Source organism: Oceanobacillus profundus, assembly GCF_003515705.1.
Taxonomy (GTDB): Bacteria; Bacillota; Bacilli; order Bacillales; family Amphibacillaceae; genus Oceanobacillus; species Oceanobacillus profundus.
Genome location: NZ_QWEH01000036.1, coordinates 1 through 7,343 on the forward strand (window position 1 = coordinate 1; position 7,343 = coordinate 7,343).

Genomic DNA, 7,343 nt, shown 5'->3' on the forward strand with positions numbered 1-7,343 from the left:
AAAATTATTGTCTGGTAACTTTAATTTTATCAAAAGGTGTCCTTTTTGTATGCATAAAAAGAGCGGTACTCACCAACTTATTGGCGAGTACCACTCTTTTTAATTACTGGGGTTTTGTCCCAGCCTCTTTTTGGAAAGAGAAGAGTATTACGGTTTTAAAACGACTTTTATACATTCATCCTCACGATTATTAAAAATTCGATAACCATGACTTGCTTCTTCAAGGGACATTTTGTGTGTGATAATATCTCTTGGGTCAAATTCGTTATTTGTTATTTTTTTAAACAATTCTGGCATAAAATGAATGACTGGAGCCTGTCCCATTCTAAGATTAATATTTCTAATCCAAAATGCACCTAATGGAAATAGATTATAGTTACCTCCATAAACACCAGTCATTTGCACTGTCCCATACTTTCGGACAGCTTTAGTAGAAATTTGAATAGGTCCAAGGGTTCCGCCCTGCAGTTTGAATTTTTGTTCCAGAAACTCTAGGGGGGATTTCTTTCCATCCATACCTACACAATCGATGACGACATCTGCCCCACCATGTGTGATTTCTTTTAAATGTTCCCCCATATCAGGGTATTTTGTGAACTCAAATACCTCAACATTGTTCATCTTTTTCGCATGATTGATTCGGTAATCCAAGTAATCAACTGCTATTACACGCTTTGCACCTTCCATCCAGGCAAATTTTTGTACCATCAACCCAACAGGTCCGCATCCAAGAACAATAACTGTATCGCCTGATTTTACACCTGCATTTTTTACACTCCAATAAGCTGTTGGCAGAACATCCGATAAAAAGAGCAGTGACTCATCCTCCAATTCGCATGACTCCGGGATAACAAAGGGAGTGAAGTTTCCAAAAGGGACTTTTAAATATTCAGCCTGACCACCCGGATGGTTACCGAACTTCTCAGTATAACCAAAGTATCCGCCAGAATCATAATGAGGGTTTGAGTTATCACATTGGCTTTCCATTTCATGTTGGCAATAAAAGCAATGTCCACATGAAACATTAAAGGGAACGACAACACGGTCTCCCTTTTTTACTTTTGTGACTTCAGGTCCAACTTCTTCCACAATACCCATTGGTTCGTGGCCAATAATATATCCTGGGGGTAATGGCATGTTACCTTGATATAAATGCAAATCAGATCCGCAAATAGCGGTAGAAGTAATCTTAACAATAATATCGTCTTTTTTTTCTAATTTTGCATCCTCTACTTGATTAACCTGTACATGATTTGGTCCTTGATAAGTTACAGCCTTCATAAAAGCAGGGCCCTCCTATTTCTAATACTGTTAACAGTCTTAACTATGGTTAACAAAGAAAGTAAATAATATACACTCTTAGCGTAATTGTTTTATGTAAGTTAAAGAAGTTGCACAATTATTTATAGACTGATTGGTAAAACCGATAGTCTATTTTATTATCAATAGGGTACACCCTATTGATAATAGTTGGCTCCTTGGGATCATTAGCTTATCATTTCAGGAGATATTTTGCGCTTATTTTAAGTGTTATTTTGCACATCCAACTTTAAAACCCAACTACCTTCACATGAGAAGATTAGCTGGGTTTCTTAGTCGATGCTATTCCACAATCACTTTTGCGAAATGATGGATTTGTTTATTTTTTGTCTTCAAATCTGTTTTTGACTTTACATTATAGAATAAATGGTAATATACGGAAAAGACCACAAACTTACAAAGAATGTGGCCTTTTCTGTATATTTTAGCTATGCTCTATTTTAGATAGGTATTTACCCGTTAATTTAATTATTTAAAGTAGGAGAAAATAATTTATTTTTCTCTATTCGAGATTTGCATGTTTACCATACATTTTATTAGAATCTAACCCTTTTTTCTCCATAAAACGCAAGATTATGGCATCATAAAATAACAACATCGTTTGCTCAAATAGAGATCCCATTGGTTGAATGGTCTTGTAATCACCTTTAGACTGGTCTTTCGTTACCCCCGGTAATTTAACAATAATATCAGCTAATTCTCCAATGGTTGATTCAGGAGAAATGGTTACAGCTGCGACTTTACCACCTAAGCTTTTAGCTTTTTCGGCAATGGCAACTAAGGTTTTGGTTTCTCCTGAACCTGAACCAATGATTAATAGATCGTCCTTTTCTAAATTAGCTGTTACTGTTTCACCAACTACATAGGCATCAATCCCCATGTGCATCATTCGCATTACAAAAGATTTACCCATTAATCCAGATCTGCCCGCACCAGCCACAAAGATTTTCTTGGATTCTAAAATCTGGTTTACTAATTTCTCTGCTTCTGAATCAGAAATTAAGTGGACCGTTTGACTTAATTCTTGAACGACTTCGGCTAAATATTGAGTAGTCTTCATAGTTGAATTAACCTTGTGTAATTAATTCTTGCATTTCGCGAGCTGTATCTTTTTTATTTTCTTTACTCGTGATTCCGCCACCTACGATAACTAAATCTGGGTTTTGTTTAATTACTTCAGGAAGTGTTTCTAATTTGATTCCACCTGCAATGGCCGTTTTCGCATTTTTAACAACGCTCTTGATGGTCGCAAGGTCTTCGAAAGAATTCTTTCCAACAGCTTGAAGATCATAACCTGTGTGAACGCAGATATAATCAACACCAAGTTCATCTAATTCTTTTGCACGGGCTGCAATATCCTTCACAGCGATCATATCAGCAAGGATTTGTTTACCTTGTTTTTTCGCTTCTTCTACTGCGCCTTTGATTGACTCATCTTCTGCCGTTCCAAGAATCGTAATGATGTCAGCGCCTGCAGCAGATGCTTGGCTTACTTCATATCCAGCTGCATCCATAATTTTTAAATCAGCTAATACGGTTAAGTTAGGAAATGCAGCTTTTACTTCTTTCACTGCTTTAAGACCTTCATTGATCACCACAGGTGTACCAATTTCTACAACATCAATATGCTCTTCTACCTCTTTCACTAATTCAATTGCTCCGGGAATATCGACAAGATCTAATGCTAATTGTAATTTCATTTATACTCACTCCTTATAGAATATTTTAATTTGTTGTACTAAGTGGCTGTCAATAGACATGGGCAAATGTTTCCTTTTGAAAATCTATTTACTCACTAGCACGTTGTTTAGTATACTCATTATGTTGCGAAATTAAAAGTACGCACTTTTACCACATATAGTGCTAAAAAGTATACTATTGGGTAAAATAGGAGGGGGAGTGACATGTATGCCAAATTTAGGAGAGAAAGCTTTTAACTGTGAAAAAGAATTGACACTTTCAGTAATTGGTGGTAAATGGAAAATGTTGATTTTATGGCATCTAGGTAAGGAAGGAACTAAACGATTTGGTGAATTAAAGGCCCTTATGCCGGGTATTACCCAAAGAATGCTTGTTAATCAATTACGCGAACTTGAAGATCATTTAATTGTACATCGTGAAGTTTACCCTGTAGTTCCACCTAAAGTTGAATATTCATTAACTGAGCATGGAAGAAAACTTTTACCGATTTTAGAGGCTATGTACGACTGGGGCAAAGATTACATTGAGAATGTATTGGAAAAGGAAACTGAGGATAAATCAGCTGTTAAGTAGAAAAAGGTTTCTTTTCATTCTGTAAGACAATAATAACTTACCACGGTTAGCCATTTTTAACCGTGGTAAGTTATTATTGTCTATATAAAGAGTAAAAACAACAACACAAATGTTTCATATTCTTCTGCGTCAGCAAGTTTTTTTAATACACCTTTTTCCTGATCAGTAGTGGTAAAAATACGTGTTCTTGCCTCTTCCTTTCCATATTTTTGTTCCAGATAGTTACAAAAGATACGGAAGGCTAAGGCAGGCTCTGTTGTTGTTCCTGATTTAGAAATAACATTAACCGATATACCGAAGTTTTGAGGACGATCTAATTGATGACAGGCAGTGACAACAAAAAGAAACATTATTGGCCAATGCCGGTCTGACAAATACCAACCAACCCATTCACGATTATTTAACGAAACTGGAACAGAAACTTGAAGCCAGAATGACGGAAGTGAACCAACGGATTGCGTCGGGGGAAAATGAACATATCAAAAAACATGGCGCAAATAATCGCTGGATACTTTCAAATTCACGGGAAACAGAAACCATCAACCACTCCTTTTTTGATGCGTTGAACTCTATTGACATTGGCAGTGTTCTGCACTATGCAAATCAACATTGTCAATTTATAGAGGCATTTGATCATATCTTGGGGCGTTATGCGAAACGAGCCAGGGATGATCGGGTTTTAATTGCTTGTCTGATTGCTTGGGGCACCAATATGGGGTTGGGGAGAATGGGTGAAATCTCCGACATCGGTTATCCCCTGCTTGCGGCTACATCTGAGAACTTTATACGATTGGAAACCTTAAAAGAAGCCAATGATCGCATCAGTAATGCTGTTCGAAGGCTGCCGATCTTTCACCACTTTGACATTAATGAGGTCATTCATTCGAGCAGTGACGGGCAGAAATTTGAGACGAGGATCCATACGATGCGCTCCCGTCATTCCCCCAAATATTTCGGCTTAAATAAGGGGATCGTTTCCTATACAGCGGTGGCCAATCATATTCCCATCAATGCCCGAGTCATTGGCGCAAATGAGCATAAAAGTCATTACGTGTTCGATATTTTATACAACAATACAACCGATATCCGACCGGATGTGCATTCCACCGACACCCATGGAACCAATGAAGTGAATTTCGCCATTCTTCACTCTTTTGATTATGATTTTGCGCTCCGCTACAAGGATATCTATCGTACAGTGAGCAAGTCGTTATCCGGATTCAAACACCCGAGCCAATACGGGGATGTCCTCATCAAACCTGTTCGAAAAATCAATACGAAGCTGATTATTGAGGAATGGGACAATATCCAGCGTATTCTATTGTCACTTGCATTGAAATCTACAACACAGAGTATTATCATTGGGAAACTAAGTGCTTACGCCCGCAAAAACAAAACCATGCGGGCCTTGTGGGAGTACGATAACATCATCAAGAGTTTGTACCTTCTGAATTATATAGACTCCCCACCCCTACGTCAAAATGTGCAACGTACCCTGAATCGGGGTGAAAGTTATCATAAATTAAAGCGAGCCGTATCCTATGCGAACTTTGGTAAACTCCGTTTCAAAAACAGAATAAGACCAACAAATTTGGGACGAATGCAGTCGTCTCATCGCCAATTGCATCATTTTTTACAATGCCAGTCTATTATCCAATATGCTAGAATACAGAGACAGGGAAGCCCTCAATTCAGATGTATTGAAACGCATTTCCCCCGTTGCATGGCAGCATATTAATTTTTACGGGCATTACGAATTTAACAAATATCCGGAATCCGTTAACATGGATGCCATTATCCAAGAGTTGGCTCAATTGGAGGTTATTCCGAATGAATAATTCATATCCATTCGAAGGAAAGGTGAGAATCAATGAAACCAGAACCAAATTGGCAGCCCGTTCTAAACCGCATATATTAGACGATGCCACAGTCAACCGTGTCATCCGATCCTACACGGAACAGCTTGAATTTGCGCCGATCTACGAAAGGCAACTCGTCAAGTGGCAACAGGAAACGGATTTATCGTCGGCGCAACTGTAGGAACTGCAACGGCTTCAAAATCAGGTGAGTGAATGGAAACAGGCCGTTACCGATATTTTAGACTTGGCCAATGAACTGAAAGAGGGAACCATTGAAAAAATGTTATCGAAAAGTGACTTTGAGGTAGGATTGGAAGCCCTGAAAAAGTGGAGCGGTGACAGGTAAGTATCTTCCGCTATAGGGCCAAATTCTTGAATAATGGGAAATCAGTTGAAAATACAATTAAGAAAAACGTGCTAGAGCATATCTGCTCTAGCACCCGTTTTTCTTAATCTTGGGTGACGGGGTTAAAAATTAGATAAAAGCCACTTCCCTATAGTAGAATAACTAAGGTTTTAGCGTCTAGGTTTTGTAAAGTTTTGCAGGCCCTTATTTCTCTCTGTTTTGTGGAACTAGAGAAATATAATGTAGACTTTATAAGCTAAATCTCCATTTTAGATTTTGGAAATAGAAAAAAGGTTCTCTATCTTCCTATTAGTTGAATGAGCTAGCTGTTACTGTGCTTTTTGAGGTTGATTAATTTTATTCATGCAGTTAGACTAAAATTTAGGTGATAATTATGAAAAAACTTGACGATAAAGAAATTCGCATTGCTTTAAATTCTAGACTTTCCACTTATAAAAATTGTAAAATTTTTGAGGAAGTAACTGTACCTTCTGGAAAAGCTAGAGCAGACATAGTATCTGTAAATGGTCATGTAGTTGCCTACGAAATAAAAAGTGATTTTGATTCCATAAACCGTTTAAAAACTCAAATACCGGAGTATGATAGAAATTTTGAAATGAATTACATTGTAGTTGGGGTTAAACATGTGGAATCAATATCTTCTATTATTCCAGATTATTGGGGAATTATTTTAGCAAAAAAGACACGAGCTAACACTATTCGCTTATTATTTAACAGGAGGGCTAGGTTAAATCCAAATCTATCTTTTAAAGACTTTTTGTCACTGCTCTCTTCAAACGATATTAAAAAAATTGCTTCAAAAAAAGATTATTTAGGTAGACAACTTACTTCAAGTCAAGTTAGAAAGTTATTCAAGCAAGAAGTAATTAATAGACTGGATGACACTTTACCTAAATCATTAAAGTCGAGCCTTAAAAATCAGGTTCGTCTTCAGTTAAAGAATTTATAAAAGCAGGTGACAAATCACCTGCTTTTTAAACTACGACTCCTCTAAACAAACTACAATATGTCTATTTACACCTATAGATGTCCAAACTGACGGGTTACCTTTGTTCGTATTCTCATCGACTACTGTTTTAATATAACTATCCCCCCAACAATATCTTTCGTTAAAAGTTTCTAGGTTAGCAATTTGTTTACAAACTGCTACAAAATCGTAATTGCCTCTACGTAAACCATTTCTGACAAACCAATATTCATCCTCAAGTGTATATTTAAGTTGTACTATAGCCCTTCCACCTGTTGCTATGACTGGACTAACTGAAGTATAGTCACCAAAAATCAAGTTAGAATGAGGTACAATAGTTTTTATTTTATTAAAAAGGTCCTTTTCGATTCGGCTGAGATGATAATCTTCCTCCGATGATACAGGTAAACTTTGAGGTATTGCACCACTTGTATTTGATAATCTAAAATTGAGCCGTTTTTAGGGTATTGATCGCATAAAAAATGAGCCACTCGATTCCAAATTTTAATAACCTCTCTTATTATTGAAAGTGACCAAACTATCAATGAGAGAGGAC

The 7,343-nt window shown here is 37.0% G+C and carries 8 protein-coding genes and 2 pseudogenes; 5 read left to right on the forward strand and 5 right to left on the reverse strand.

The window, feature by feature from the left end; translation table 11 throughout:
* Nucleotides 1-147 precede the first annotated feature (147 nt).
* The 3 genes from D1B32_RS23260 to hxlA all read right to left on the reverse strand — a co-directional run bounded on the left by D1B32_RS23260 (nt 148) and on the right by hxlA (nt 3,020).
* Nucleotides 148-1,281: a zinc-dependent alcohol dehydrogenase gene (locus D1B32_RS23260; RefSeq protein WP_065180902.1), complete on the reverse strand. Its 1,134-nt coding sequence runs from the start codon at nt 1,279-1,281 to the stop codon at nt 148-150.
* 541 nt (nt 1,282-1,822) lie between these two features.
* A complete protein-coding gene (hxlB, locus tag D1B32_RS23265) occupies nt 1,823-2,380 on the reverse strand; it encodes a 6-phospho-3-hexuloisomerase (protein WP_118890492.1) in 558 nt (185 codons plus the stop codon).
* Nucleotides 2,381-2,387: 7 nt separating this feature from the next.
* A complete protein-coding gene (gene hxlA / locus D1B32_RS23270; RefSeq protein WP_118890493.1) occupies nt 2,388-3,020 on the reverse strand; it encodes a 3-hexulose-6-phosphate synthase in 633 nt (210 codons plus the stop codon).
* Between the two features lie 208 nt (nt 3,021-3,228).
* Between hxlA and D1B32_RS23275 the strand changes: the two genes are divergently transcribed.
* The gene (locus tag D1B32_RS23275) at nt 3,229-3,594 is read left to right on the forward strand and encodes a winged helix-turn-helix transcriptional regulator (RefSeq protein WP_118890494.1); all 366 of its coding nucleotides are present in this window, start codon (nt 3,229-3,231) and stop codon (nt 3,592-3,594) included.
* Nucleotides 3,595-3,695: 101 nt separating this feature from the next.
* Here D1B32_RS23275 and D1B32_RS24395 read toward each other — a convergent pair.
* Nucleotides 3,696-3,884 (reverse strand): annotated as a pseudogene (locus D1B32_RS24395) (glucose-6-phosphate isomerase); the annotation flags it as partial.
* Nucleotides 3,885-3,886: 2 nt separating this feature from the next.
* On the opposite strand from D1B32_RS24395, the pseudogene D1B32_RS23280 reads away from it, so the two are divergent.
* From D1B32_RS23280 to D1B32_RS23290, 4 genes and pseudogenes are all read left to right on the forward strand, one after another.
* A pseudogene (locus tag D1B32_RS23280) lies at nt 3,887-5,420 on the forward strand (transposase); the annotation flags it as partial.
* A 4-nt stretch (nt 5,421-5,424) separates the two neighbouring features.
* Nucleotides 5,425-5,634, forward strand: coding sequence for a hypothetical protein (locus tag D1B32_RS23285; RefSeq protein WP_095308359.1), 210 nt, complete (start codon nt 5,425-5,427; stop codon nt 5,632-5,634).
* A 24-nt stretch (nt 5,635-5,658) separates the two neighbouring features.
* Nucleotides 5,659-5,799 (forward strand): hypothetical protein, encoded by a 141-nt coding sequence (locus tag D1B32_RS23945; RefSeq protein ID WP_158586325.1) that lies wholly within the window; start codon nt 5,659-5,661, stop codon nt 5,797-5,799.
* Between the two features lie 394 nt (nt 5,800-6,193).
* A complete protein-coding gene (locus D1B32_RS23290) occupies nt 6,194-6,769 on the forward strand; it encodes a sce7726 family protein (protein ID WP_118890495.1) in 576 nt (191 codons plus the stop codon).
* Nucleotides 6,770-6,799: 30 nt separating this feature from the next.
* On the opposite strand, the gene D1B32_RS24660 is transcribed toward D1B32_RS23290, so the two are convergent.
* Complete coding sequence (locus D1B32_RS24660; protein WP_392391134.1) at nt 6,800-7,207, reverse strand: beta family protein; 408 nt, start codon at nt 7,205-7,207, stop codon at nt 6,800-6,802.
* Nucleotides 7,208-7,343: the final 136 nt, after the last annotated feature.

What these genes read in the sequence shown, in the direction of transcription:
- D1B32_RS23260 (WP_065180902.1), bottom strand. Translation starts at nt 1,281, where the DNA reads ATGAAGGCTGTAACTTATCAAGGACCAAATCATGTACAGGTTAATCAA.
- hxlB (WP_118890492.1), bottom strand. Translation starts at nt 2,380, where the DNA reads ATGAAGACTACTCAATATTTAGCCGAAGTCGTTCAAGAATTAAGTCAA.
- hxlA (WP_118890493.1), bottom strand. Translation starts at nt 3,020, where the DNA reads ATGAAATTACAATTAGCATTAGATCTTGTCGATATTCCCGGAGCAATT.
- D1B32_RS23275 (WP_118890494.1), top strand. Translation starts at nt 3,229, where the DNA reads ATGCCAAATTTAGGAGAGAAAGCTTTTAACTGTGAAAAAGAATTGACA.
- D1B32_RS23285 (WP_095308359.1), top strand. Translation starts at nt 5,425, where the DNA reads ATGAATAATTCATATCCATTCGAAGGAAAGGTGAGAATCAATGAAACC.
- D1B32_RS23290 (WP_118890495.1), top strand. Translation starts at nt 6,194, where the DNA reads ATGAAAAAACTTGACGATAAAGAAATTCGCATTGCTTTAAATTCTAGA.